The sequence below is a fragment of the Aminobacterium sp. UBA4987 genome (assembly GCF_002396985.1).
Lineage (GTDB): Bacteria > Synergistota > Synergistia > Synergistales > Aminobacteriaceae > Aminobacterium > Aminobacterium colombiense.
This window is the reverse complement of sequence record NZ_DGZF01000009.1, coordinates 109103-132987: the sequence shown is the minus strand read 5'-3', so window position 1 is coordinate 132987 and position 23885 is coordinate 109103. Positions and strand designations below refer to the sequence as shown.

Below are 23885 nucleotides of genomic sequence, written 5' to 3'. Positions count from 1 at the left end.
TCTCCTTTCATTGTTGCCGGCTTTCTAATTGTTTTAATCGGCGAAGGAGGCGAAGGTGCATGTCATGCCCCGTTCGAATAGCCACTATATGGGCATGTAAAGGCCGCCCCAACAACGCTATATCGCCGATAAGGTCAAGAATCTTGTGACGGACGAATTCATCAGAAAAATAAAGGCCTCTTTTGTTTAGCGCCTTTTGTGAAGTCACAAGAACCGCATTGTCGAGACTTCCTCCCTTTGCGAGCCCTCGCTTTTTTAGAGTATCCATTTCCTCTTCAAGAGCAAAGGTGCGGCATGGAGCTATCTCTTTTAAAAAACCTTCCGCAGTCACCCTGAAGTCATAGATTTCAGTGCCGATGACCGGATTTTCATATTCGATCACATAGGTAATAGAAAGACCCTCACCGGGCAATGCACAGATGATCTTTTTTTGAGTCTCATCTCTTTCTACAACAGGCACAAAGAGGCAGAGCGGATCTTCGTGATGCTCTGTTTCTACCAGTTCCACCTCGCTGAGCTTCTGCGCAAATGTCAGGGAGCCGCCGTCAAGAATAGGCATTTCAGGCCCACTTATCCTGATCAAAGCCTGGCCAATACCCAAAACATAAAGGGCTGCCATAAGGTGTTCTACGGTCCTGACTACTGTGTTATCAGGGAAAATTATTTCCGTCCCTCGGCCGCTTCCTTCAAAGACTGCATCCCTCAAGGGGTAGCGGCGGCCTCCAATTTCAAAAACTATTCCCCTTTTATGGTAAAAGGGAATTATTTCTGCCCTGCACGGTTCCCCGGAATGAAGACCCGTCCCTTGAAAAAAAACAGGGGTCTTTATGGTGCGCAAAAAGCTCATTTAGAATCTTCCCCGGATTCTGCCAATCTTTTTTCCAAAGCCTTAATTCGCGAAAAAAGTTCCGGCAGACGAAGATAGAGGGCCTGGGCCCTGAATTGCTCTTTATGGGGACGAGCGGGAAATCCTGATACTATTTCACCAGGAGGAACATCTTTAATGACTCCGCCATTGGCAGCTACCTGAGCTCGATTCCCTATCTTAACGTGGTCGCGCACACCGCTTCGAGCCGCCAATATAACCCCCTCGCCGATCTCTGCGCTTCCCGCAATGCCCGTCATGGCTACAACAATGCAATTATCACCGATGCGAGCGTTATGGGCAATATGGACGTGGTCGTCTACTTTGGTTCCTTTTCCTATATACGTATCGTCGAGAGTCCCTCTGTCAATTGTGGTACAAGCCCCTATTTCCACATCATCGTCTATAACGACCCCCCCGATCTGAGGCACTTTCTGCGGGCGCTCATCAGGATGGGAGGATGGAATAATGCCGAAGCCGTCGCACCCTATAATGGCGCCACTGTGGATCAATCCCCTCTCTCCAATGGTCACATTCTCATAAAGCACTGCCATGGGCTCAATATGCGTACCCTTTCCGACAGAACATCGCGCACCCACATAAACCTGAGCTTCCAAAATAGCCTCGTCATGAATTACAGCATTTTCCTCTATAACACAAAGAGGCCCGACATATGCCGTATCTGCAATGCGAGCATTTTCAGAAACCACCGCTGAGGGATGAATCCCATAAGGGAAGGATTGGGGAATCTTAAAAAGATAAAGCAACCTTGCAAAGGCTTCCCTGGGTTTTTCTGTGACAATACCTTGTCGGGATTCTGTAAAAAATTTTTCAGGGGCTGCTAAAAAAGCTTCTGCAGACAGCATCCCCAGCTCTTTTTCTTCCCAGACCACACTCAAGGTCTTTTCTCCGCTTTTTTCGGGAGAAACAAGTCCCTTTACTGAAATATGAGGGTTCCCAATAACTTTCCCTCCAATATATGCTGCAATCTGACCAAGAGTCATGGGTGTGTCAGATATTTTGTCCACTTTTGCTGCCCCCTTACAAGTTGCCGACCGCGCGAATACTCCATTGATCTTCGTCACGTTCGTCATAATGCAATTCAATAGATAAAAACTCGTTTATTCGATAGCCTACGCCAAAATTACTGTAACTATCCTCACTAAACCGCCACCATGCGTAGGGTTCCTTGACCTTGCCAGTAAACCAGAATCTCCACCATACTTCTCCTCCAGGATAGGCCAGTTCTGCCCCTAGGAGCATTCGTGGATGAACCTTCCACCGCGCCCCCCAGCGACTTTCAAGATCAAAATCATTGGTGGAAAGAATCCACTCGCCATAAAGTTCAACATCCCAGCCACTTACAGGAAGGGATTTTCTGCCTATGTGAAGTCCCACCTCGGGATATTTATCATCCGTTCCACCGTAGGCGGCTGCCCACGCCTGAACAGTAAACCGGGAACTCTCTACAAGAGCATCTGCTCGTGAGATCTGCGCAGGGCGAAAATCTACACTAACCTTGGCTTTTGAATTGACCACTATGTTGCGGTCTTCCAAGGCTTTTTCTGCCAGTTTTTCAATATCGTTCTTGTGGTGGGAAACCCATTCTACTGGCAGACCTACAATGGGAAAAAGGCCCGACTGCAAATTATCTTTCAGATCAGACTGAAATGCAACAGGGAGGGATCCCGATTGGACGGATGGGGTTACAGCCAGAACAAAGGGTTGTTGCGGAAGAAAGGAAACTTTAAGGATGTTTGACTTGGCATTTGCCGGCAATTCCACAAAAACCGCGATATCCCAACCTGGAGCACGGGTTTCTGTCAGACTTCGTATCTCCCGTTTCAATGCCGTATCCGCCCAGGCCAGGGCAGCAAGGGGCACCCCATCGATGTGGGAATGGATGAGGGCTGGGAGAGAAACGGTATCCTCCTGAAACCATTTATCGCCAGGGGAAGGAAGGGATGGCATTTGCAATTCCACCTCCCAGGCCAGGGCTTCTTCAGCATGGGCTTTTACTTCAACTTGGTTGTTACGATAACGAGGCGACCTGAACACGTACCCCGTTAGCAATCGGTCCGCAACGAGAGTAAGCATCTTAAAGCGCTCTGACAAAGAGATGGAAGTATCCATCTCCCCCCAGACAGCACTCAGGCTTTTTTCCGCGCTTTCTGCCATCCATGCCGGCATTCCCTCTATATGAACGGCTCCGTAAAGAGGGAGCGACATAAAAAGAAGGGCCGCAGCCAGAAACGCAGCGGCTACAGCCCTGCTCTTTCTTGTCATAATGGGCGATCTCACCCCTTAGAAAAGTTCTCCAAAACCAAAGTGGGTCTTGTTCTCATCTTCTCCCTGCGCGTAATCCAGACGAAGGTTCCCAAGGGGGGTTTTCACTCTTACCCCCACACCCCATGAGTCATGAAGATCTGAGAAACTGAAGTTGTCTTCTCCACGCCACGCATTGCCTATATCGTAAAAAAGCACAAATCCAAAGGCACTCTCTATAGGAATGCGGGCTTCTACGTTCGCGAGAAACATTTCATCCCCCTCAAACTCGCCGCCATCGTATCCTCGAAGAGAGTTCGATCCCCCTAAAGAATACCTTTCGGCAGAAGGAAGGACACCGGAAGAAAAGCCGGCCTTGATGCGGGTAGCGAAAATAGGTGGATTGTCTTCTTTCCCTAAATTGAAATCCAAAAAATCCCCTAATCCCATGACAGGAATATAGTAGCGACCCTGGGCCCAATATTTAGTGTAGGTCCAGTCAGCGCCCAACATATCCAGGGCATGTTCAACACTTAAATCAATAATGTGGCCTTTGGAATAACTGAGGTATTCATCTAACGTGTTCCAGGTCAATGTCCCGATAACGGCAAAGGTGGTTCCCGTGGTCAGGTCATCAAGGTCTTCCTGGGTTCCGGCAGGCAGTTTTACGACATTAGAAACATCAACATCATGCCAATCAAGGGTCAGATACCAGCTTAGGCGTGGATCGAAACTGAACTTTTTACCGGCGCCAATATAGAACCCTACCCGTTCCTCATCGTATTCAAGGCGCTTTGCTCCCGCTCTGTAAAAGCCTCGCTCCTCATATACACGCTTGTAGGCGCCCACTTTCCAAGCATAATATATATCATCCATATAGGGCTCTGTATATGTCAGCCAGTACTGCTCGTTATCTCCCGTTTCAAAGCCTACTTCGGCATTGTGCCCTTTTCCTCTCCAGTTGGAATCTCCATAAGATAGTCCGCCTGACCAGCCGCTTTCAGTGCCATGGCTTATGGAAAGCCCAACAGCAGCTGTCTTTTTCTCTTCTACCGTTACCACAACATTTGTAGCAAGGGGAGTATCTCCAGGTTCAAAGCCCACGTTCACATCTTCAAAAAAGCCCATCTGCTGAATTTTGTTAATGGAGTGGCGAAGCACAGTGGCATTAAAAAGGTCGCCTTTTTTAACCTTGATCTGGCGCTCTATGACGTAGCTCTTCGTCTTTGTGTTACCCTGAATAATAATGTCACCTACAATAGGTTCCATAATCTGCACATTAATAATGCCGCCCTCAATCTGCACATCGGCAATTCGAGTCATGACGTAGCCATCTTTCTGATATTTTTCTTGTATGCGTTCCAGATCGTGACGGAAAAAGACCCTGTTAAACACAGCTCCAGGCGCGGTGAAAACCAGTTTTAACAGATCTTCATCGCTATAAACAGTATTGCCTGAGAACTCAATTTTATCTACCACTGGGTTTTCTTTCACCACATAGGTAACTCCAACGCCACCTTCCACAACGGCGAGATCCACATCTACAAAAGAAAAAAATCCTAACTCATAAATTGCCTCTACATCTTTCTGAAGCTGTTCACGGTTTAATGGTTCTCCTATTTTCGTTCCAGTAGCCGAAAGGATGTGCTCTGATACCACATGCTCATTACCTCGTACATCCCGCGAAACGACAGGAGGCTCTTGAGCCCAAACTCCCAGAGACATGAACATCATAAAAAAGAAACACATTATCGATATAAAAACTGGTCGTTTCACACGTAATCTCTCCTTCCGGGAAGGTGAAGTTTTTATTGTCTATTAATGATTATAGCAGGCCCTTCTTCTCGCAAGGCATTTTGCCCAATTTGCATAAGGGTCAAAATACGTTCTAGGGCAACAGGTTTTTCATCGCTTTTTTTCTGATCCTGGAAAACATGCTGTTCAGGTTCAAAAGAAATCTGTTTTTTGGGCTGGACAGGAACAAGTTTAAAACTTGACACAGTTGTAGCGGAAGGCAAAGGAATTTTTTCCAACTCGTTTTTTTGCTCTCTTTTTAAAGCTTCAAGGTTGCTTTCGCTCAGACTTTTCCGCAAGCCTGCTAAAACTGCTTTTTCATCAGAAGTTACCCATTCCAATATAAGATCATCATTATTCATAACAATGTTTCTCTGACTATTGCCTATGGGAGCCGAAAGGGGGACAGAAAGAACACACAGGAAAAATATAGCCAGGGCCGCGACCCGACTTAAATCAACAACAAACATATTTCTTTTCGGCTGCTCATTTTCCGCAGCCAATTCCCACAGTTCCCTTCTTGCCTCTTCAAGCTCAGCCCTGGCGCACTCCATTTCTGTCAGCGCATTATGCCACGCTTTGCTTTTTGACGCAGAAACACACCTTTCAAGCCATCTTACAACCCTTGCGATGCGTTTTTCCATACTGCCATCACTCCTGAAGACACTGCCGTCATTATAACCCTCTCTTTACTTATCACTTTTTAGGTCTTCTTAGTGGTATGGTCGGGAAAAATCCAACTCCGAAGCCGTGCTACAGCATTTCGTCTGAGACGATATACGTGGCTAATATCAAGATCCTGTTTGTCAGCAACCTCTTTTGCCTCGCGTCCTTTATAAAACATCTCCCTTACTATTTCCCCTTCACGGTCAGGTAAATTCTTTATTTCCTGAGAAAGGGTAAGAAGGAGATCGTAGGTCTCATAAGAAAAATTGTCTTGTATTCTCATGTCTTCATCGTCCATGGGAATAGGCGCCTTGGCCTCACTTCTCTGGAGAAAATTAACCATTTGTCCTTTTATGCGGTAAAAGGCATAGGTGGTAAATTTAAGCTGGCGCTCCGGCTCAAATTTATCTACGGATTTAATAAGCGCAACCATACCTTCCTGAATTAAATCGGGGTAGAGTGAAGGAGAGACATAGAATTTTTGAGCAAGCCAGAAAACAAGAGGCCGATAAGAAATAATCAGTTCCTCCCGGGCATCGTCATCTAAATGACAACGGGCCCAAAGCATCTCTTCTTTCTCTGGAGAAAGACGTAACTGGTTCTGTTCTTCATCCCATCTCCCGCTCAAAAAAAGCCTCCTCTCCCTATGCAGACATAACTATGGGAATTTTACCAGTTAGTTTCTATCTTGTCTAAGAAGAAAGGGGAAGTTGTTGAATGATTTCCCTCGGTACGTAAAGATGCATAGCATCGTTCAGAAAAGAAAGCATCATTACACTTCTGTAAGCGTGTATGGAAGAAATAGAACAATTATCGAGACGCATACGCCATACAAGGGAAGAGCTGACCTTTAGAAGTTCAACAAGGGCCGTACGTATAGAACCTCCGTGGGCTATTACAAGGATTCGTTCTTCATCCCTTTTCAATATTTCATCAAGGATTTCCGCAACTCGCTGTCGAACCTCGTTAAAGGATTCCCCGCTCCTTGGGACAAGGGTTGAAGGATCTTTTCTCCATTGGCTATGCTCTTCAGAAAACCGCGCTTCAACCTCTGAGACAGAAAGTCCTTCCCATTCGCCAAAAGCAATTTCTTTTAGGCCTTCACGCACGTGAAGCACATTGCAGCTCTGCCGCGCTGCTATTATTTCTGCAGTCCGTCGTGCTCTGAGCAAAGGGCTTGATACGATAAGATCTGCCTCAAAGGATGCCGCCAGGCGAAGGGAAACCCGATCAGCCTGCTCAAGGCCTTCCGCATTGAGAGGCACGTCGCTTTGCCCCTGATACCTCATCTCATTATTCCAATCTGTTTGTCCGTGACGAATAAATAGTATCTGCTTTTTCAGTGCCATTTGAAATCCCCTTTTATGTTTTCATTCTGTGCCATTATACCGTTGCGCAATAAAAAAGGCTTTGGGCTTTTGCTCTAACAGCAATAAGACTCAAAGCCTTTTATATTCTCTCTGCGGACCTGGAGCCAGCGGGCAAATTCGAACCGCCGACCTGCGCATTACAAGTGCGATTACAAGCCGAGGAACGTTGCCATTTGCAAGCCATCTTAAAAATCCCCACGTAAAATAGATAGATTTTAATTGCCTCGCGCTTTTATTGTTTTTATTTTACTTTGGCTGTATTATGCGACATACATAGAAGGTGTCAAAATGAAATTAACGGAGACACCAGTAAAAAGGCCGATTGCGTACCAGGTCGAAATGAGTGGAGAAAAATAAAGTACGTTTGCTACAGACATCCTATCACAAAAAGCACTTGATGCGAAAACTCGGGTTAAGGGCATACCTGATCGCAGAGCCCCCGAATTAATGGACAGTACAAAGAGACGATATAGTGGAGATTAGAGAGGTGCAAATATTACACACAGGATTTCAAACTTGAAGCAGTAAAACGTGTGAAAGGGAGGAAACATTAATGAGAACCCGTAAGGCGTTGCCTGTTCTTATGAGTCTTTCGTGTGTTGTATTAATTCTTTTCATCTTCATCTTGCCGTGTTCTGGCAATGTCGTTAATTACCCGAACACAGTTTCGACCGCGAGAGAAATAATATGGAAAACTATTATATCCGGAGGGGGAAACTCCGCATCGGTAGCAGTGATGGACAGGGGCAATATAGTGTATTCGGAGGGATTCGGACCGGCAGACCGCTCACTTAACCGTCTCGTGGACAGAGACACCAGGTTCAATATAGGTTCGACGAGCAAAATGTTCGCTGCCGTAGCAATTCTGCTGCTGGCAGATGATGGTAAATTAAGCCTTGAAGACCCCGTGGTAAAGCATATACCTGAATTCGTAATGAAGGACCCCCGATACCGGGACATTACGGTGCGGATGCTTTTCAATCATTCTTCAGGCCTGCCTGGCTCCACATTTGTTTTTGGGTACAGGGCTGACGAGGATCACCAGACCCTATTGCTTGAAACATTGAAGAATGCGGTTCTCAAGCACACCCCAGGTGAAATGAGTATTTACTGCAATGATGGTTTTACCCTGGCCGAGATAATCGTTGAGCGTGTTTCAGGAAAGTCATTCGCCTCGTTTGTCACCGAAAGGATATTTTCTCCCCTTGAAATGCGGAACTCGGGTGAGAGTGTTGGCGTTACTGGAGGAAAGATTGCCGAATTCTACGATGAAGAGGGAAATAAATATCCCCCAGAGGTAGTTACGGTGCTGGGCGCAGGCGGGCTCTCCTCCACTCCGGAGGACCTCTGCCGGTTTGGAGACAGTTTTGCCCCCGGCGGAATGAACATTCTTTCAGATTCCTCGCTAAAGGATGTTCTGAAGGAACAGCCCACCCCCTTTTCTTCTTTATTGAAGGGGGATGCCCTTTTAGATGCCTTCGGTTGGGATTATGCACTCCTTCCAGCCTACCGGGAGAACGGGTACCAGGTTCTGGGCAAGAGCGGCGGGACCTTGTTCTATTCAACCAATCTCCAGATCCTTCCACAGGAACGGCTGGCGGTTGCAGTGACGTACTCCGGACAAGCTGGCGCCGCAAAAGCTACGCACCGTATTATGGAGGCGCTCATGAAGGACAAGGGGCTCCCCGGACCGAAACCGGTTTCTCCAGTCAAACCTCCAGAACCACAGCCCATTCCCGATGAGTTTTTGAAACTCGCGGGATTCTATGTAAACACACAAGAAGCTGTTCGCATGATCTTTGACAAAGAGAGTCATACGCTGAACGTCTACTCCCTCGCTTCTCCTTCGGAAGACGAAGAAGCGAAAGAGAATAAAGAGAAGCCGATTCTTTCACTGGTTCACAACGGAGGCTTATTTCATGATTTTGCAACTGGTTACCGATATTACTTTCTCACGGGAGAAAAGACAGTTTATCTTGTCATGGAAGAAGTCCCGCAGTACGGGGCAGATATTCCCATGTACCAGAAGATTGATCCAGTAGAAAAACCAGAAAGTCTGTCGGTGGTAATGGACGACAGGTTTTGGCTTATACGCAACGCCTCTCCCTTTGCGCAGCTTCCTGACGATCTGTTGGTAAAATCTGAAGAGTACGGCGATCTTCCCGGGTATGTGAAATTCTTTGGAGTGAACAGGGTGGAAACCCCCGATTTTGGGGCAATTGCCGCAACAGGCTTTCGCGATCAGTGCAATATCCAGCTTTTTAAGAAAGACGGCGCAATCCGTTTGAAGGCAATCCAGTTCGTCTATTCGAGCGAAGATATCGCAGGAACGCTAGTACCAGGGGAAAATACCATAGTGATCGGATCTGAGGGCGAAAATGAATGGAGGAAAGTCGAACAGGGAGGGATCATGTCCATCGAAAAGCCAGCAAATGGCAGGGTGATCATTTTTCCCAGACGGCAGGTAGAGAAAGTTTACGACAGCATTATAGACAGCAGCGAAATATCCGTACCCGGGGGAAGCCTGGTGTTCCTGGCGGGAGAACCGGGAGATTCTTTTTCGATAATAGTGCGGTAATTTGTCCGTTTTTCTCGTTTCCAACAAAAACGGCGGCAATAAATTCGATTGGCTGAGTATACTTCTGGGGTGCTTTTTTAGCGAAATGCGATGGCGCCTTCAATATGCTTTGGATCGGCAGAGGGCTTACGAGAACGAAAGGGTTCACATGGGGAACATACTTATGCTAACTCTGGAGCCGGCGGGCGGACTCGAACCGCCGACCTGCGCATTACGAGTGCGCTGCTCTACCAACTGAGCTACACCGGCAGATAAATTGAAAAATGGCGGTCCCAACGGGATTTGAACCCGTGTCGCAGCCTTGAAAGGGCTGTGTCCTAGACCACTGGACGATGGGACCGCTATGGTGAGCCGTGTGGGAGTCGAACCCACGACGCCCGGATTAAAAGTCCGGTGCTCTGCCGACTGAGCTAACGGCTCGTGCATTCGACCTGTTACTGCCGTTACGCAAGGGTTTATTCTACAGAAAAAACGCCGCAAGTCAAGCCCTTTTTAAAAATCTCAGGATTGAAAGTTTTCTGACAAGGGGAATCTCGGCCTGTAAAATAGCTTTTGCCTGCCTTTATTTGGTTTCATATTCAACTGGAAGAGCAGGCGTCATCTCTCTTCTTTTGATACGCGAGCCACCCATCCCCTTCTTCTATTTGCCGCTCTACACATATAAAACCTGTTCCTCCATAGGTTTGCCGCCTGGCGACACTCTCTTTAAGAGAAAGAATGGATAAAAGGTCTTCTTTCGCTTCTGGAATAATAGCTTTCCATTCAGACAGGGTCAGATCCAGAAGAGACCGCCCGTTATCGAGACAATAGCGAACAAGCTGTCCGGCTTTCCAATGAGCGTCTCTGAAAGGAACACCTTCCTTAACCAGATACTCGGCCACATCGGTAGCAAGGATCATACCATTTTCCATTCCTAAAACAGCTCTTTTTTCATCAACTTCTACACGAGACAAAAACTCTGGCAGAATTTCTATAATCGAGAGAATAACGGCAAGAGATGCCAGAAGACCTCGTTTATCTTCCTGCAAATCCCGATTATATGTCATGGGCAGTCCTTTTAGCATAACAAGCAAATCAACGAAGTGTCCTATGATTTGTCCTGTCCTTCCACGGGTCAGCTCCAATACGTCAGGATTTTTCTTCTGGGGCATCATGCTTGAGCCCGTGCAGAAAGCGTCAGGAAGTTTAAGCCAGCCAAATTCCTGACTATTGTAAATAATAAAATCCTCGGCCAATCTGCTGCAATGTATTGCAAACACCGCCGCAAAATAGTGATAATCAAATAAATAATCTCTATGGGCTACAGAATCAAGACTGTTCTCCGTCGGGTTCTTAAATCCAAGCTCCTTTGCAGTATAAAAACGATCAAGAGGCAATGTTGAACCCGCAAGAGCCCCTGCGCCAAGAGGGCAATCTTCCAGTGAGCCCAGAGCAGCCCGAAGACGGATGCAATCCCTTCGAAATGCCTGAAAATGGGACATCCAGTAATGGCCCATGCTTACTGGCTGAGCCTGCTGCAAGTGAGTGTATCCCGGAACAACAATATGGCGATGAGCATGGGCTCTTTCCAGAATAGCCTCAAGAAGGGTGAACATGCCTTGTTGAACCTTTTGCAGTCTATCACGCAAATAAAGGCGCAACGTCGTAGCAATTTGGTCGTTGCGGCTACGCCCAGTATGAAGCTTCGCCCCCAGAGGTCCGAGCAATTGGGTAAGACGGTGCTCTATGTTCATATGCACATCTTCTAATTCAATAGAGGGGGTAAAACTTTTCTCTTCTATTTCCTGTAAGACCTGACGAAGTCCGCCTTCTATTTTTTCTCCTTCGTCAGGGGACAAAAGACCGGCAGAAACAAGCATTCTCCCATGGGCGATGCTCCCCTGGATATCAAAGGGAGCAAGGCACCAGTCCAGATCAAGAGACTGGGTGTAGTTCAAAACGATTTCTGCTGTTTCTTCACTAAAGCGCCCTTTCCACATTCCTTCCCCCTCCTTTTATAAAAACATGGGTAGCTCTCTGGAACGGGGCAGCTAACCTGTTGCAGGTTTTGATGAAGCCACTCTCCGGCAGGGTGTGTTCTCAGCGCTAGCCATGAAGCGACATGAAGATGAAGACATTTTACTTTAAAAGAATTTTTATCCTGAATCCCTCCTACCCCTCCCCGACGCAAAGCCTTCCATAATGAAGGCCGTCTTTTTTGAAGGTACATTCTTTGGGCCGGAGGAAAAAGGGACATGCGTATATTCATATGAAGCATATGGTAAAGAACCCAATCATGGAGAGAAACCCTTTTCTGTAGATATTCTTCTAAAGCCTTCACGCCCTGTTGAGATTCAAGTTCGCCGCACTTCTGAATGAGATAGGGACACGTTAACCAAAAAGACGTGGGGAAAGGCCTTTTCTTCACCATTGGCCTGCATAGGAGAACTTGTGGAGCCCCCCATTGGCAGTAATAGGTTACTCCTGCCACGATGTCGTTTTTAAACTTGCGATGAACCATTTGACGCTTCACAATTTCAGTATCTTCTTTCGTAAGGCTCCAATACAAAGCAGGGGAGCTTAAGCTCCCCTGCTTTGTTATTATTCGGGTCATTTGCTTCTTTTGCTCCGTTTTTTGCTCGCTTTCGCATTATTTAACTTGCTATTGAGATCCGCTATTTTCTGATCGCTAATTTTTAGGAAATTTGATAGCTTTTTTTCAAAGTTATCCTCTGTCTCTTTAGGAGCAGAAGGAGCAACAGGAGGACGTTCTTCCATTTTTTTCAAGGAAAGATCAATCCGGTTTTTTTCGTCAATCTTGATCACTTTCGCCGTTACCTTCTTGCCGACCTCAAGAACATCTTCCACTTTCTTAACATAGCTATACGAGAGTTCTGAAATGTGAATCATCGCTCTCTGTCCCGTGGAAAGGCGTACAAAAGCACCATAAGGCATGATCTGCTCCACTTCACATTCGACCGTATCCCCGACACTCACGGGAGCCTGGTCACTCCTCTTATCTTCTACCATCAGTTTTTCTACCCTCCAGAAGGCTAATATAAAATCTTTTTTAAAAACTAGTTAGACAAAAAAGATCTGTTTTGGAATTATACCAAATTACCGGCGTTCCAGTCTCTTTAATATCCTATTCTTATTCGAAGCAATTTATATTATATAGATACCGTGCCTCTATTGGTGAACTATGGAATAATCTAGGCCAAGGCCCTGCTCAAAGCTTCCACTACCCGATCCGGCTGAAAAGGCTTCACAATAAAATCCAGAGCCCCGGCTTTGATCGCCTCTCTGACCATAGGTTGCTGTCCCATGGCACTCACCATAATAATCTTGGCCTCAGGATCTAAAGCTCTTATGGCCCTGAGCGCATCAATGCCATCCATCTTCGGCATTGATATATCCATTGTCACGATGTCAGGATGAAGCCTCTGATAAGCTTCCACCGCAACTTTCCCATTCTCAGCTTCTCCTACAACCTCAAAATTATTATTTAAAAGAATATCTTTCAGTATTATCCTCATAAAAACGGCGTCGTCAACTACGAGCACTCTTTTTCCCATGCATTCATCTCTCCTGTGTTGTGCTCCACTCGAAAGGGAAAGGACAGTGAAAGGGGCTGATCAGCCCCTTTCACTGTTTTATTGTTAATTATTCTGGGTAAGAACCATCCCAAGTTCTTCTATAAAAAGAGGACTTAATATCTTAATAAAGGTTCCTTTCATGCCTAGGCTTCTGCTTTCGATAATCCCAGCGCTTTCCAGCTTTCTCAAGGCATTTACAATGACACTTCTTGTAACTCCCACACGATCCGCCACTTTGCTTGCAATGACGACTCCTTCATAAGCTCCAAGCTCTGCGATGATATGCTTTACAGACTCTACTTCGGAGTAGGATAGAGCACGCATAGCCATCTGTACCACAAGGCGTTCTCTCGCCCGTTCTTCTATACTTCGTGTTCGATCATGGAGTATTTCGATACCTACGAGAGTGGCAAGATATTCTGCCAAAATGAGATCTTTCATGTAGAAGGGGTTGAAGAACCTTACGAGAAGCAATGTCCCCAGCCGTTCTGCCGCGCTATAGATAGGAACATACAATAGATGCTTTTCTGGAGCTTCCTTCGAGGCGACCTCATCATCGAAAAGATATCCATCTGTTTCACTCAAAATGGACTCCCTGTGCTGGTTCATTTTTTCCACAAAACTTTCTGGCATATATCCCCTTTCAAGGAAATTCGCCACTGCTTCTGAATGATACTCGCTAACCCATGAATGCCCTAGTATCCGCCCTTCTCTGTTAATGATATAGACATTGGCTGTTGAGAATTCACAAAGAAGTTTTGCCAGTTTGCTATAATCTGGTTTCGTCCCTTCCCGCCGACTCTGAAGGGCCCTGCCTACCTGGCGAGTCTTATCAAGCAAATCTTTCATTGCTGGGTCATCAACTATTCCAATCTTATTCTCTGCTACTTTTTTGTCACTTTTTACCATTTCCGATCCCTCCTGCATGATTTAAAGCAAATACTTTCGTAAGTCTGTGTCTTCCATAAGAGGCGAAAGCCTCTCCTTTACAAACTGAGCGTTAATATCAACCACTTCACCTTGCCGCTCTGGCGCAGTAAAACTAATTTCTTCGAGAAGCTGCTCCACCATGGTATGGAGTCGCCGGGCTCCTATATTCTCCATCTCAGCATTCATTTTTTCGGCCATTGCCGCTATTTCCTCAATGGCATCTTCTGAAAACCGCACTTCAATGCGCTCTGTGCTTAAAAGTGCCTGATATTGCTTAATTAAACTGTTTTCGGGCTCCACAAGTATGCGGGCCAACTCTTCTCTCCCAAGGGGCTGCAATTCCACCCGAATGGGGAAACGGCCCTGGAGTTCCGGTACCAGGTCTGAGGGCTTAACACTTGAGAATGCCCCTGCTGCAATAAAGAGGATATGATCTGTTTTTACCGTGCCGTATTTTGTCTGCACGGTAGATCCTTCTACGATAGGGAGAAGGTCTCGTTGCACTCCTTCTCGACTTACATCAGGACCGCTGGAAGTTCCTCGAGCAACCACCTTATCTATCTCATCAATGAATATAATGCCCTCTTCCTGGGCCTTATCCAGTGCTTCTCTGGCTACAGACTCCATATCTATCAGTTTTTCTGCTTCTTCTGCCTGTAGGAGTTTCTTTCCATCTGATACTTTCATTCGACGCTTTTTTGTTTTTTTAGGAAGCAATCCACTCAGCATTTCATTTATATTCATACCCATGGAATCCATCCCTGCTCCTCCAAGAATAGGAATGCCCATGGACGCGCTCTCAGCAACTTCCAGCTCTACTTCCCGCTCATCAAGCTTTCCAGCCTTAAGAAGGGCATAGACCTTATTTCTTGTAGACTCCCGGATGGTGTCTTCTTCCTGAGGCGGCGTTTCTTCAGCTTCCTTACCTGAAAATATTTTCATAAAATCCGGCATAGATGTCTTTCGCTCCGGCCGTGGCAGCAAGGCATCCACAAGCCGCCATTCCGCCCGTTCCTCTGCAGGACCTTGAACTTCTTCTATTTTTACCCTCTTCACCATGGCTACTGCTGTTTCTACGAGGTCGCGTATCATGGAGTCTACATCCCGTCCAACGTAGCCCACTTCAGTAAATTTCGTCGCTTCCACTTTCACAAATGGGGCCAAAACGAGATCGGCCAGACGCCTTGCAATCTCTGTTTTTCCTACACCTGTAGGCCCCACCATGAGGATATTCTTCGGCGCCACTTCATTTGCAAGATCCCGGGGCAAATTTCGCCGGCGCATTCTGTTACGAAGAGCTATGGCAACAGCTCTCTTCGCCTTTTCCTGCCCCACGATATATCTATCGAGGCACTCCACAATCATGCGGGGCGTCAGATCCTGTTTGTCATCGGCCAGAATGATCATTCTCCAATCACCTCTACCGTTATTTCCTTATCTGTATAAATACAAATATCCGCCGCAATCTCAATGGCCCTGCGAGCTATGTCAGACGCTTTTTTGTCACTGGACTCCATAAAGGCCCGTGCGGCGGCCAAGGCAAAACCAGCACCAGATCCAATAGCAGCCACATTATTTTCAGGCTCGAGGACATCTCCAGCACCAGAAAGCAAGAGCGTATGTTCTTCATCTGCCACCAGCATAAGAGCCTCAAGTTTTCTTAAAGCCCTGTCCAAACGCCACTCTTTTACCAAAGAGACAGCTGCTCTCATTAGATCTCCGCTATTTTCTTCCAGCCTGGCCTCAAAACGCTCTAAAAGGGTCATGGCATCAGCTGTGCTTCCCGCGAAACCGGCGAGAACCTTGCCTTTATAGAGTCGACGGACCTTACGGGCCCCCGCTTTTATAATCTGGTCTCCCAGGGTAACCTGTCCGTCTCCGGCCATTGCCACTGAATTTTCTTGTCTTACACATAAAATCGTAGTTCCTTTAAACAGCTTAATCATCTCCCCTAGTTCTCGGAAAAGCCTCTATATAACTTTGTTTTAAATGCTCGGCCGTTACTGTGAGATACCGTTGGGTGGTGATAAGACTTTCGTGACCCAACAACTCTTGCACGACACGGATAGAGGCGCCTCCTTCAAGCATGTGAGTGGCAAAACTATGGCGCAACATGTGGGGCGTCACACCAGATAGGCCTGCGCGTTTAGCGGCTCGATCGACAATCCTGCCAACTGTTCGAACTGTAAGATGACTCCCTTCTTCTCCGGTAAAAAGAAAAATACCCATTTGGCAACTATCTCGCCAGTTATAGAGAGCCTTTATAGCCATCTTTCCGACAGGGATCATGCGTTCCTTATTCCCCTTGCCCCGCACACGCACCCATCTCTCCGCAAAATCTATATCTTCCCAGCGAAGGACCACTAGTTCGCCGATTCTGAGGCCGCAGCCATAGAGCAATTCCAGAACAGCTTTATCACGAAGAGGATCAGCGCTCTTTGCACATCCCACTTCTATAAGCCTTGATACCTGCTCAACACTTAACGCGCGAGGCAACCGTCCCGGCAGACGCGGCCCCTTAACATTTTTTGCCGGATCCTTCCCCACCAGTTTTTTATCTACAAGAAAGGCAAACCAGTTTTTTATAGCTGAAAGCTTTCTCGCAACAGAGGATCTTGCATATCCCAAAGAGCCAAGAACACGCAAGTATTCTCGAATAACGCGAGTATCGACCTCAGACAGAAGGGTAACATTCTGTTCTAGAAGGTAATTGACAAACTGATTGAGATCAACAGCATAATTCTCTATTGTACACATTGACATGCTTTTGGCAAAACGCATCTGTTCCAAATAATAATCCAGCGCAAAAGATAACTTTTCAACCATAACCATATTTTATCATTCTTTTCCTGCTACTTGATACTTTTCTAAAGAATCAGAATGCCATAAAATTGCAACTTTTGCAACTTGAATTGTCAGAAAAATGCCAAGGATACAACAACGAAAAAGTTTAACAATCATTGGAATTGATTATTATACATTATACAACAATAGTCTATTAGGAAAATAGGGGGGAAGTCCTATTTCAAACAGTTTTTATCAAATTCTTCCAAGGCGCGGAGGGCTCGTTCTCCCACCTTTTGACATCGCAAGCTTTTTGGGCGGATTTTAACATCGAGGGAGGGGAATATGCCCAGGTTAACATTCATGGGATGGAATACCTTTGGGTCGGTTTCCGCAAGATATCGAAGAAGGGAACCAATGGCTGTTTCCTTAGGCCAAAGGGGGATTTGCAAACCGGCTGCACAGAAAGCCACGTGAAGTCCTGCGACGAGTCCCATAGCTGTACTTTCAAGATATCCCTCGACGCCGGTTATCTGCCCAGCAAGGAACAACGCCTTGCTCCCTCGCAGACGAAGGGAACCGTCAAGCACTTTAGGCGCATTGACGTATATGTTCCGATGCATTACGCCATAACGGGCAAACTCCGCGTTCTCAAGGCCAGGAATCATTCTGAAAACCCGATTCTGCTCTCCCCACTTCAAGCTTGTCTGAAAACCTACAAGATTGAAGAGTGTCCCATCTGCGTTATCCTGGCGAAGCTGGACTACTGCGTAGGGTTCTGCTCCGGTAGAGGGGTTTGGAAGTCCTACCGGACGGAGGGGACCAAAACGAAGAGTATCAATTCCCCTGGAGGCTATGACCTCCACAGGCAGACATCCCTCAAAATATCGGACATCTTTTTCAAACTCATGACGGGGAGCCTGTTCTGCCGTTAGGAGGGCCTGGCAAAATTTTATGTACTCTTCTTCATTCATGGGGCAATTGATATAGTCTGCTTGCTGACCATATCGACCAGCCCGATAGGCCTTATTCATATCAATGGTGTCATAAAAGACCACTGGCGCGATGGCATCAAAAAAAGAAAAATATTCTTGGCCTGTCACTTGCCGAAGCCTTTCAGCAAAAATTGGGCTCGTAAGGGGGCCTGTGGCTATAATGGCAGGCTCTTCAGGCAGCTCAGTTATTTCTCGCCGCTCGATTCGAATTCGGGGATGCCCCGAAAGTTTTTTTGTAATATAGCCAGCAAAGACATTCCGATCTACGGCAAGAGCCTTCCCTGCCGGGACAGAAGAATGATCAGCCGCTTCCATAATAAGGCTGTTAAGGTAGCGCAACTCCCCTTTCAATATCCCGGCTGGGCTTGTCAAATTATCTGCTCCTAAAGAATTACTGCATACCAGCTCGCCCATCATATCGGTCTGATGGGCAGGAGTGGTAGCAATTGGCCTCATTTCTACAAGGCAAACAGAGTAACCCCTTTGAGCCAGCTGCCATGCTGCCTCGCTTCCTGCAAGCCCTCCTCCGACAATTAGAATCTCATCAGATCTTCTCATATATTACTTATTCTCCTTTTTGCCCTTTTTTTCTTTCTTCCAGCCACACTCAGGGCATTCTGGAAGACTTTTCTTGTTCTTGCGAATGAGAGAAGCGCCACATTCCTTACATTTTTCTCCAGTTGGTTCATTCCATGAAACATATTTACATTCAGGGTAACGAGAACAACCATAAAAGAATTTCCCTTTTTTACTTCTTCTCCGAACTACTTCCCCACCCTCTGTTTCTCCACAGAGAGGGCATTTAACACCTATAGTTTTTAATATTGGCTTGGTATAACGACATTCCGGGTATCCGGAACAGGCTATGAATTCCCCAAAACGGCCTCTTTTTTTAACTAAGGGCTTGCCGCATTCGGGGCAATCCTCACCGATCGGTTCCGGTTCAGGCAATTCAACAGCGGAAGCTTTCTTAGCCTCTTCAAGGGTGTTAGTAAATCCATTCCAAAAGGATCGCACTACTTCTACCCATTGAAGTTGATCTTCTTCGATAAGGTCGAGCTGTTCTTCCATCTGGGCCGTAAATCCAGTATCAACTATGGGGGACTGACTTTTAGAATCAAAATATTGGAGTAAAAAGTCATCTACAGTCATACCCAACTGTGTGGGCTCAATACGTTTTTCTTCATTTTTTTCCACATATCCTCTATCGTAAAGGGTCTCTACAATGGTGGCATAGGTCGATGGGCGGCCAACTCCCTTTTCCTCAAGGGTTTTGATGAGAGTCGCTTCGGAATAACGGGCGGCCGGCTTGGTAAAACGCTGTTCTTTTTCAATCTCTTGACACAAAAGAGTTTCTTCAGGCTGTGCTGGATCAAGCTGTCCCCCCTTCAACTCAAGGGGCCATACCGCTCCCCAGCCATCAAATATAAGTGATTCTCCTGTCTGGCGCAAACCATAGGAACCGGCCGCTACATCAAGAATGGCATTGGCAACTAATGCCGAGGCCATCTGAGAAGCGACAAAACGGTTCCAGATAAGGGTATAGAGACGGTGCTGTTCGGAATTCAAAACATTTTTTAATATCTCTGGCGTTAATGTCACGTCGGTAGGCCGGATAGCTTCATGAGCATCCTGGCTTCTCGCCTTTGACGCAAAGAAGTTTGGCTTCGCTGGAAGATATTTTGCCTCATATCTTTCCGAAATAAAGGTTCTGGCCCCATTAATGGCATCCGGGGCAATGCGAAGACTATCAGTGCGCATATAGGTTATTAGGCCCACTGGACCTCGCCCAGGTACGCTGACACCTTCAAAAAGACTCTGAGCAATCCTCATGGTCCGGCGAGGAGAAAAACCCAGGCGGCGAGCGGCTTCCTGCTGTAGAGTACTCGTCTTAAAAGGGGGCAAGGGGGCTCTTTTCCCTTCCTTGACCTTATACTCCTTTACCACAAGCTCCTGTTTAGCAATATCTGACGCTATTTTCTCCGCCTGCTCTGAGCTGGAAATAAGAAGAGGCTTGCCTTCTTTCCAGAAAGATTTATTTTTGAAGCTCATCACTTTCAGATCATAATTCCTCGTTTTATCAAGGGATGAGGCCAATACGCTAATGTGCCAGTATTCAGAGGGAACAAAACTAATTATCTCCCGTTCCCGTTCACAGATGAGATTGAGAGCTACAGATTGAACCCGGCCGGCAGAAAGACCATAACGAATTTTTTTCCAAAGAAGAGGACTGAGAGTATAGCCAACGAGGCGATCAAGCACCCGCCTGGCCTGTTGAGCATTCACCCGATTCATATCCACTGGTTCTAGTTTTTTAAGAGCTTCTTTAACAGCCTTTGGAGTTACCTCATAAAAGCGGATGCGGCATAACGTTTGAGGATCAACATCAAGAATGTTGCAAAGATGCCATGCAATAGCTTCTCCTTCCCGGTCAGGGTCTGAGGCAAGCAAAATCTTTTGACTTCCCCGGGCTAGTTTCACCAACTCGTTTTTAATCTTGGCTTTACCTTTTACAAGAATATATTCAGGTTGAAAGTTGTTCTCCACATCAATGGCGATACGGCTTTTAGGCAAATCTTTAATGTGGCCTATACTCGCTTTAACCGTATATTTTGAACCTAATATTTTCGATAGAGTTTTTGCTTTCGTAGGAGACTCAACAACAACAAGGGTTTTTCCCGATTCTTTCTTCGTCATAAGATCCTCCTTGTTTAATGAACGAAATATTGACCTTTAACTGAGTCATAAAGAGAACCCATGAGGTCAAAACTTGCCAGGCTGGAATCGACAGCCCTCTGAATAATGTTCAAAAAAGATGGGGCATCAATATGCCCGCCCCGAATTTGTCCGATCATGATGGCATCTTCAATAGCTATTTCTATGACTTTTCGTGGATATTCTTCAGTCATAAGAAGGTAGTGTATAAGGTCTAGAGCATCTTCAGTTAGAAACATTCTTTCAAGATCATGTACCAATCGCGTCAATACGATACGCTCCTTTACTTGGGATCGATAGAGGCCCTCCAGCGACCGGGCCCAGATTGATAGATAAGATTTAACGCCGACAAATGACTTATGCAAGAGATAACATCGGCGGCAGTCATTTTACATTCAGCAGACAGGTTGTCAACTGTCCGATCTCCATGAATTTGAAAAAGATTGAGAATTTTTTGCTCTTTTTCTGTTATATCCAATTGATTTTGCCTGTTTTTCCGCACATCAGAACCCCAAAGATCAAGCTGTTTCGAGCATAGGGTTTCAGCAAAATCGGAAACATCGATAAGGGGGTTAGCTCCGTCAAAAAGAAGTTTGTTAGAACCCTTGCACACTTTTTCATCAATACGTCCTGGAACAGCCCAGATTTCTTTTCCCAGGTCAAGGGCCAATTGGGCTGTTACTATGGCTCCGCTTCGAACAGGAGCCTCAACCACAACAATTACATCTGCCAACCCAGCTATAATACGGTTTCGTTTCGGGAAATGCCAGGGTTTAGCATCAACCCCTAACCCATATTCAGTAATAAGGGCCCCCGAACCAACAATCTTGCTAAAAAGGTCCTTATGCTGCCTTGGATAAATACGGTTGTGCCCATGAGCCAGAATTACTGCTGTTTCTCCACCAGACTCAAGACACCCACCGTGAGCCGCCCCATCGATGCCAAGAGCGCCGCCGCTCAACAAGATGCAACCCCGCTCAGCCGCAACACGTCCTAAAGCACGAGCTACCTGCTGGCCATAAAACGTACTTCTGCGAGTTCCCACAACTGCCAGCATAGGTTTTTCAAGTCTCGAGCGTCCTCGTACAAAAAGAACCAAGGGGGCATTTTCCATGGTCTGGAGAGAGGGGGGGTATCCCTTTTCTCCATAATATAGCACCTGAATCCCCATGGAATGCCATCTATTTTCTTGTCTTTTCACCCATTTAGACCTAATTAAAGAAACAATGCGCTCGCAAGCTCCCGGTGAAAGAGCTCCCCGTTGTTCTTCTGTGAGATTTGCGGAAAGCAGAGCCTCCATACTTTCTTCTGTGGCAACCAGCCTATTCCATAAACGGCTATCTGCTTCCAATGCGTTCATCAATAAAAGGGCTTGTTGCCGCGGCGTCATGAAGAACCCCCCCCTCCCCTATAGGCGAGAGCTTCTGATATGTGCGGAACCCGTACCCGAGAAGAATTATCAAGATCAGCAATGGTCCTGGCCACTTTTAAAACCCTGCTTATGCCTCTGCCCGAAAGACGCAGGTTGTCTGCCATCCGGATTAAAAATGGGCGAACGTCGGTGCCGAGGTTGAGCTCTCTTTTAATGATGCGCTCTGGAAGTTCAGCATTGCAGTGAAAACCATACTTTCTCCATCGCAATCGCTGTTTTTCCCTTGCCTCACACACCCTTTGGCGGACAGTTTCACTATCTTCCCCACTCTGATCTTCAAAAGAAATCAATTCTTTGGGCAGAAGGCGCGGAACTGAAACATGCAGGTCAATGCGGTCAAGTATTGGGCCGGAAAGGCGCTTGCTATATCTTTCTTTCTCATAAGCTGAACAGCTGCATGACTCCACCGGGTCACCAGCCCAGCCGCAAGGACAAGGATTGCATGCTGCCAAAAGCAATACGCGACAAGGAAACTCTACCCTTCCAGCCGCCCGGCTAACAACGATACTTCCATCTTCAAGGAGCTGCCGCAGTGCCTCCAGAAGATCCCGTCGAAACTCCGTAAACTCATCTAAAAAAAGTATACCTCGATGGGCAAGACTTATTTCTCCTGGACGCAGGGAGGCTCCTCCGCCGCATATGGCCACAGTGCTCGCTGTGGGATGGACTATATGAAAAGGAGGCTCAAGGGACGGCTTATAATCTGGCCTTGCTGAGCTGTGTATCTGAAGGCTTTCTAAGAGCTCTTCATGGGAAAGGGGAGGGACAATCCCCCGGATTGCTCTGGCAAGCATGGTCTTCCCACTCCCTGGAGATCCGATAAAAAGCAAATTATGATGACCGGCCGCAGCTATTTCCAAGGCTCTTTTTGCCCCGGCCTGTCCTTTGATATCCGCAAGGTCTGGATTGGGAATATTTTTCTGCGAAGGCAAACGCTGTTTTTCCAGGGGCAGCAAAATCTCCTCTCCTTGCAGATGATCAAAGAGTTGGCTTAGAGTTGACAGGGCATAGGCCTCTACGCCTGGAACCAGAGAAACTTCAAAAGCATTCCCCCTGGGAACAAAAAGAGGCATTCCAAGGTCTCGTGCCAAAAAGGCAGCAGGGACTGCCCCTCTCGTTTTTCGCAATCTGCCGTCAAGGGACAGTTCCCCCATAAAAAGGGTGGGGCTTTGCAGTGAAATGACGCCTAGTTGTTGAGCGATGCCAATAGCAATGGGAAGATCTAGAAAAGCCCCTTCTTTGGGGCAATCGGCGGGGGCAAGATTGACGGTTACACGGCCGCGGACAGGTATATCAAGGTTCCTTAACGCGGCTCGAACCCTCTCGCGAGATTCCCGTACCGCCGCATCCGGGAGCCCAACTATACCAATGACAAAAAGTCCTCCCGTTATCTCTACTTCCACTTCTACTTTAAGAGCCCGCACTCCCTGGAGGGTGATGCCGTAAACAGGTTTCATGATAACATCATTCCATTGGTAATATCAGAATAATGTTTTACCGTATAGGAGGACATATTATTATGGCAAGTGATCCCCACGAGATCTATTCTCCATATTCCTGACCATTGAACCTGATCTATATAAAGAAAGCCGGTTCTGATAAGTCGCCTGATCTTTACAGGCCCTACAGATTCTTCCGGAGGCATAATGCGTCCTACAGATCGGGTGCGGACTTCCACTATGACAAGTTCTTTTTTATCCATGGCTACAATGTCCAGCTCTCCCCGAGGAAATGAAACGTTACGTTCAATAATGCGCCACCCCTTTTTCTGAAGGAACGCACTGGCTGTTTCTTCACCCCAACGGCCAAGTGCAACATGATCCATGGTTTTATCCATCTCCTTTGTCAAGTTGTTGAAAAGCAAGAACAGCGCTACGGCCTTGTATCCGCAGCGCCTTTCACAGTATGAGCTTAAC

General features: G+C 46.7%; 22 protein-coding genes and 3 tRNA genes. 1 reads left to right on the top strand and 24 read right to left on the bottom strand.

All coding sequences use genetic code 11. From position 1 onward, the window contains the following. Positions 1-7: 7 nt before the first annotated feature. The 7 genes from lpxC to cobC all read right to left on the bottom strand — a co-directional run bounded on the left by lpxC (position 8) and on the right by cobC (position 6939). Positions 8-847: a UDP-3-O-acyl-N-acetylglucosamine deacetylase gene (gene lpxC, locus B2U56_RS04680; RefSeq protein WP_013048884.1), complete on the bottom strand. Its 840-nt coding sequence runs from the start codon at positions 845-847 to the stop codon at positions 8-10. Beyond that, positions 844-1893 carry a UDP-3-O-(3-hydroxymyristoyl)glucosamine N-acyltransferase gene (gene lpxD / locus B2U56_RS04675; protein ID WP_013048885.1) on the bottom strand — a complete coding sequence of 350 codons (1050 nt, stop codon included), beginning with the start codon at positions 1891-1893 and terminating at the stop codon, positions 844-846. The genes lpxC and lpxD overlap by 4 nt, the downstream gene beginning before the upstream one ends. Positions 1894-1906: 13 nt before the next feature. Next, positions 1907-3151, bottom strand: coding sequence for a hypothetical protein (locus tag B2U56_RS04670; protein WP_013048886.1), 1245 nt, complete (start codon positions 3149-3151; stop codon positions 1907-1909). 18 nt (positions 3152-3169) lie between these two features. Next, entirely contained in the window at positions 3170-4906 is a 1737-nt protein-coding gene (locus tag B2U56_RS04665; protein ID WP_013048887.1) for a BamA/OMP85 family outer membrane protein, read from the bottom strand. 32 nt (positions 4907-4938) lie between these two features. Further along, positions 4939-5568, bottom strand: a complete 630-nt coding sequence (locus B2U56_RS04660) for a hypothetical protein (protein WP_013048888.1) — start codon at positions 5566-5568, stop codon at positions 4939-4941. Between the two features lie 59 nt (positions 5569-5627). Continuing rightward, positions 5628-6218, bottom strand: coding sequence for a sigma-70 family RNA polymerase sigma factor (locus tag B2U56_RS04655; protein ID WP_013048889.1), 591 nt, complete (start codon positions 6216-6218; stop codon positions 5628-5630). Positions 6219-6282: 64 nt separating this feature from the next. Then, a complete protein-coding gene (gene cobC, locus B2U56_RS04650; protein ID WP_013048890.1) occupies positions 6283-6939 on the bottom strand; it encodes an alpha-ribazole phosphatase in 657 nt (218 codons plus the stop codon). Between the two features lie 574 nt (positions 6940-7513). Here cobC and B2U56_RS04645 point away from each other — a divergent pair. Continuing rightward, positions 7514-9538, top strand: a complete 2025-nt coding sequence (locus B2U56_RS04645; RefSeq protein ID WP_286952592.1) for a serine hydrolase domain-containing protein — start codon at positions 7514-7516, stop codon at positions 9536-9538. A 173-nt stretch (positions 9539-9711) separates the two neighbouring features. On the opposite strand, the gene B2U56_RS04640 is transcribed toward B2U56_RS04645, so the two are convergent. The 17 genes from B2U56_RS04640 to B2U56_RS04560 all read right to left on the bottom strand — a co-directional run bounded on the left by B2U56_RS04640 (position 9712) and on the right by B2U56_RS04560 (position 23794). Further along, positions 9712-9787 (bottom strand) — tRNA-Thr (locus B2U56_RS04640). Positions 9788-9802: 15 nt separating this feature from the next. Next, positions 9803-9878, bottom strand: a tRNA-Glu gene (locus B2U56_RS04635). A 4-nt stretch (positions 9879-9882) separates the two neighbouring features. Further along, a tRNA-Lys gene (locus tag B2U56_RS04630) sits at positions 9883-9958 on the bottom strand. Positions 9959-10116: 158 nt separating this feature from the next. Further along, positions 10117-11517 carry an argininosuccinate lyase gene (argH, locus tag B2U56_RS04625; protein WP_286952590.1) on the bottom strand — a complete coding sequence of 467 codons (1401 nt, stop codon included), beginning with the start codon at positions 11515-11517 and terminating at the stop codon, positions 10117-10119. After that, the gene (locus tag B2U56_RS04620) at positions 11472-12050 is read right to left on the bottom strand and encodes a DUF501 domain-containing protein (RefSeq protein WP_286952588.1); all 579 of its coding nucleotides are present in this window, start codon (positions 12048-12050) and stop codon (positions 11472-11474) included. Before B2U56_RS04620 ends, argH begins: the two co-directional genes overlap by 46 nt. Before the next feature lie 77 nt (positions 12051-12127). Next, positions 12128-12547, bottom strand: coding sequence for a S1 RNA-binding domain-containing protein (locus tag B2U56_RS04615; protein ID WP_013048894.1), 420 nt, complete (start codon positions 12545-12547; stop codon positions 12128-12130). A gap of 182 nt (positions 12548-12729) precedes the next feature. Continuing rightward, on the bottom strand, positions 12730-13092 hold the full coding sequence (locus B2U56_RS04610) for a response regulator (protein ID WP_013048895.1): 363 nt from the start codon (positions 13090-13092) through the stop codon (positions 12730-12732). A gap of 84 nt (positions 13093-13176) precedes the next feature. Further along, the gene (gene codY / locus B2U56_RS04605) at positions 13177-14022 is read right to left on the bottom strand and encodes a GTP-sensing pleiotropic transcriptional regulator CodY (RefSeq protein ID WP_273015676.1); all 846 of its coding nucleotides are present in this window, start codon (positions 14020-14022) and stop codon (positions 13177-13179) included. Positions 14023-14043: 21 nt separating this feature from the next. Continuing rightward, positions 14044-15450 (bottom strand): ATP-dependent protease ATPase subunit HslU, encoded by a 1407-nt coding sequence (hslU, locus tag B2U56_RS04600; protein ID WP_013048897.1) that lies wholly within the window; start codon positions 15448-15450, stop codon positions 14044-14046. Continuing rightward, positions 15447-15989, bottom strand: a complete 543-nt coding sequence (gene hslV, locus B2U56_RS04595; protein ID WP_013048898.1) for an ATP-dependent protease subunit HslV — start codon at positions 15987-15989, stop codon at positions 15447-15449. The genes hslU and hslV overlap by 4 nt, the downstream gene beginning before the upstream one ends. Next, a complete protein-coding gene (locus B2U56_RS04590) occupies positions 15982-16875 on the bottom strand; it encodes a tyrosine-type recombinase/integrase (RefSeq protein WP_286952584.1) in 894 nt (297 codons plus the stop codon). Before B2U56_RS04590 ends, hslV begins: the two co-directional genes overlap by 8 nt. Before the next feature lie 188 nt (positions 16876-17063). Next, on the bottom strand, positions 17064-18380 hold the full coding sequence (trmFO, locus tag B2U56_RS04585; protein WP_286952582.1) for a methylenetetrahydrofolate--tRNA-(uracil(54)-C(5))-methyltransferase (FADH(2)-oxidizing) TrmFO: 1317 nt from the start codon (positions 18378-18380) through the stop codon (positions 17064-17066). A 3-nt stretch (positions 18381-18383) separates the two neighbouring features. Next, entirely contained in the window at positions 18384-20519 is a 2136-nt protein-coding gene (gene topA, locus B2U56_RS04580; protein ID WP_013048901.1) for a type I DNA topoisomerase, read from the bottom strand. A 14-nt stretch (positions 20520-20533) separates the two neighbouring features. Then, positions 20534-20806 (bottom strand): hypothetical protein, encoded by a 273-nt coding sequence (locus B2U56_RS04575; RefSeq protein WP_013048902.1) that lies wholly within the window; start codon positions 20804-20806, stop codon positions 20534-20536. Positions 20807-20820: 14 nt separating this feature from the next. Then, on the bottom strand, positions 20821-21927 hold the full coding sequence (dprA, locus tag B2U56_RS04570) for a DNA-processing protein DprA (RefSeq protein WP_013048903.1): 1107 nt from the start codon (positions 21925-21927) through the stop codon (positions 20821-20823). Then, positions 21924-23426 (bottom strand): YifB family Mg chelatase-like AAA ATPase, encoded by a 1503-nt coding sequence (locus B2U56_RS04565; RefSeq protein ID WP_286952579.1) that lies wholly within the window; start codon positions 23424-23426, stop codon positions 21924-21926. Before B2U56_RS04565 ends, dprA begins: the two co-directional genes overlap by 4 nt. Beyond that, the gene (locus B2U56_RS04560) at positions 23423-23794 is read right to left on the bottom strand and encodes a YraN family protein (RefSeq protein WP_013048905.1); all 372 of its coding nucleotides are present in this window, start codon (positions 23792-23794) and stop codon (positions 23423-23425) included. The genes B2U56_RS04565 and B2U56_RS04560 overlap by 4 nt, the downstream gene beginning before the upstream one ends. Positions 23795-23885 lie beyond the last annotated feature (91 nt).

Coding starts and splice junctions, on each gene's coding strand:
- B2U56_RS04565 (WP_286952579.1), bottom strand. CDS start 23,426: ATGAAACCTGTTTACGGCATCACCCTCCAGGGAGTGCGGGCTCTTAAA.
- lpxC (WP_013048884.1), bottom strand. CDS start 847: ATGAGCTTTTTGCGCACCATAAAGACCCCTGTTTTTTTTCAAGGGACG.
- argH (WP_286952590.1), bottom strand. CDS start 11,517: ATGTGGAAAGGGCGCTTTAGTGAAGAAACAGCAGAAATCGTTTTGAAC.
- codY (WP_273015676.1), bottom strand. CDS start 14,022: ATGGTAAAAAGTGACAAAAAAGTAGCAGAGAATAAGATTGGAATAGTT.
- trmFO (WP_286952582.1), bottom strand. CDS start 18,380: ATGAGAAGATCTGATGAGATTCTAATTGTCGGAGGAGGGCTTGCAGGA.
- hslV (WP_013048898.1), bottom strand. CDS start 15,989: ATGATTAAGCTGTTTAAAGGAACTACGATTTTATGTGTAAGACAAGAA.
- B2U56_RS04660 (WP_013048888.1), bottom strand. CDS start 5,568: ATGGAAAAACGCATCGCAAGGGTTGTAAGATGGCTTGAAAGGTGTGTT.
- cobC (WP_013048890.1), bottom strand. CDS start 6,939: ATGGCACTGAAAAAGCAGATACTATTTATTCGTCACGGACAAACAGAT.
- B2U56_RS04560 (WP_013048905.1), bottom strand. CDS start 23,794: ATGGATCATGTTGCACTTGGCCGTTGGGGTGAAGAAACAGCCAGTGCG.
- B2U56_RS04670 (WP_013048886.1), bottom strand. CDS start 3,151: ATGACAAGAAAGAGCAGGGCTGTAGCCGCTGCGTTTCTGGCTGCGGCC.
- B2U56_RS04645 (WP_286952592.1), top strand. CDS start 7,514: ATGAGAACCCGTAAGGCGTTGCCTGTTCTTATGAGTCTTTCGTGTGTT.
- B2U56_RS04590 (WP_286952584.1), bottom strand. CDS start 16,875: ATGGTTATGGTTGAAAAGTTATCTTTTGCGCTGGATTATTATTTGGAA.
- topA (WP_013048901.1), bottom strand. CDS start 20,519: ATGACGAAGAAAGAATCGGGAAAAACCCTTGTTGTTGTTGAGTCTCCT.
- hslU (WP_013048897.1), bottom strand. CDS start 15,450: ATGATCATTCTGGCCGATGACAAACAGGATCTGACGCCCCGCATGATT.
- B2U56_RS04610 (WP_013048895.1), bottom strand. CDS start 13,092: ATGGGAAAAAGAGTGCTCGTAGTTGACGACGCCGTTTTTATGAGGATA.
- dprA (WP_013048903.1), bottom strand. CDS start 21,927: ATGACGCCGCGGCAACAAGCCCTTTTATTGATGAACGCATTGGAAGCA.
- B2U56_RS04615 (WP_013048894.1), bottom strand. CDS start 12,547: ATGGTAGAAGATAAGAGGAGTGACCAGGCTCCCGTGAGTGTCGGGGAT.